The sequence below is a fragment of the Microcoleus sp. BM001215392 genome, from assembly GCF_036700185.1.
In the GTDB taxonomy this organism is placed as follows: Bacteria; Cyanobacteriota; Cyanobacteriia; order Cyanobacteriales; family Microcoleaceae; genus Microcoleus.
The window spans coordinates 1-1,565 of sequence record NZ_JAUBOJ010000694.1; the positions used below are offsets into that span (position 1 = coordinate 1).

The following is a 1,565-nucleotide window of genomic DNA, read 5'->3' on the forward strand; positions in this document are numbered from 1 at the left end:
AAATCGCCTAAGACTCGCCGTCTCGGCGCCCGAGCTCGTACACGCCGCCGCCAATACAGGCGATCGTCCCCATAGATACCGCCCAACTGGTACCCAAGGACAATTCGACGCCCCAATTGCACAATCCGCCGACAATCAAAAAGGGCAGAATGCTCAACAGGGAAGCGTAAAAGCTATTTTGAGCTTCTCGGGCTTGCTTGGTTCTTTCAAACTCGGCTTCCGATGTGTAGAGGGATCTTTCGGCAAAATTCATCCAGCGGTTGAGTTGCAGGATTACCCATTCTGTGAGGGGCGACAGGCCCCAGTACAGGGCTAAAGACCATAATGACGCACCGGCGATCGCAGTTGCGTCTATGGCAAAACTAAAAGGGAAAATTTCAGTAAGCATTGCTTGATGTGTTATGAATTTGAGATTTTGGATGATACCAGATCCGGCTTAAATACCCCTTGATTTCCCAGTCGGCCCGAAAGCGGACGCAAGTTTGTGTAAACCTGGTTTCAACCGTACGTCCGCTATAAAAGGGGGTTTCTCACCCAGATTTGAGAAGACATCCAAAATCCCGGACTACACTATAGTGTCAAGCAAAAGTTCGATCGAATTCAACCGCAGCACGAATTAGCCAAAAAAAAATCCCGAACCCCAGCATTCAACCCGAAGCCTTGACACAGGTTCTGTATGCAGTAAGATACACGTTGGTCAACTGATTCGCTAGTGGGCAAAGCACGCGAGGCAATCTTGCAGCGAATTGGCACATCAGACAACGCAGATTCGCCAGTACATTCAACTTTCAGGAGTTAAATCAATCGTGCAAGACTCTACCAGCCCTAGAGGAGTAAAACGCTTTTTTCGTCCCAAATCGCTGCTGCTCGTAGCAGCTTCCATCGGCATCGGTTTACTTGGTATGGGATGGCGCCAGGAGTTAGTCAGGGCTCAGCAAGCCTCACCAGGCAAAGTCGCTACGGGTAATTTGTGGCAAGAAGCTTCTTTCCCACTCGAAAATTTTGAAGCCTACAGTTCCCCCTTCGGCCCCCGCGGCGGCGATTTTCATTACGGTTTGGACATGGCCGCCCCAGAAGGCAGCTACATCCGCAATTGGTGGGGGGGTCAAGTGGTGGAAGTTTGGGAAGATGGCAGGTGCGGTACTGGTATGATAGTGCGATCGGGAGATTGGGAGCATATCTACTGTCACCTCAGGGGCCGGGTGGAAACTGCTAACGGCGGGCGCTATTATATCGATCGCGAAGGCGGCTTGCAAATTTGGCAGGGTCAAAGTGTGCCGGCCGGTGCGAGAATTGCCAGAGTGGGAATGACCGGCCGCACGACCGGCCCTCACTTGCATTGGGGATTGAAGTACGGCGGCCGCTGGGTAGATCCGGCTTTGGTATTGCGGGAAATGTATTCCAATCAGTCTTAATTAGTTATTGGTCAGTTGTCAGTTGTCAGTTGTTAGTTGTCAGTTATCATCAGTTGTCAGTTGTCAGTTATCATCAGTTGATTAGTAGTAGGTAACAACAGTCAACAGTCAACAGTCAACAGTCAACAGTCAACTGCCAACAGTCAACAG

The 1,565-nt window shown here is 50.5% G+C and carries 2 protein-coding genes; one reads left to right on the forward strand and one right to left on the reverse strand.

The window, feature by feature from the left end; translation table 11 throughout:
• Window positions 1-7: 7 nt before the first annotated feature.
• On the reverse strand, window positions 8-388 hold the full coding sequence (locus QT974_RS34225) for a hypothetical protein (protein ID WP_333472797.1): 381 nt from the start codon (window positions 386-388) through the stop codon (window positions 8-10).
• A gap of 418 nt (window positions 389-806) precedes the next feature.
• Between QT974_RS34225 and QT974_RS34230 the strand changes: the two genes are divergently transcribed.
• A complete protein-coding gene (locus tag QT974_RS34230; protein ID WP_333472798.1) occupies window positions 807-1,415 on the forward strand; it encodes a M23 family metallopeptidase in 609 nt (202 codons plus the stop codon).
• The last annotated feature ends 150 nt before the right edge of the window (window positions 1,416-1,565 follow it).

Coding starts and splice junctions, on each gene's coding strand:
- QT974_RS34225 (WP_333472797.1), bottom strand. CDS start 388: ATGCTTACTGAAATTTTCCCTTTTAGTTTTGCCATAGACGCAACTGCG.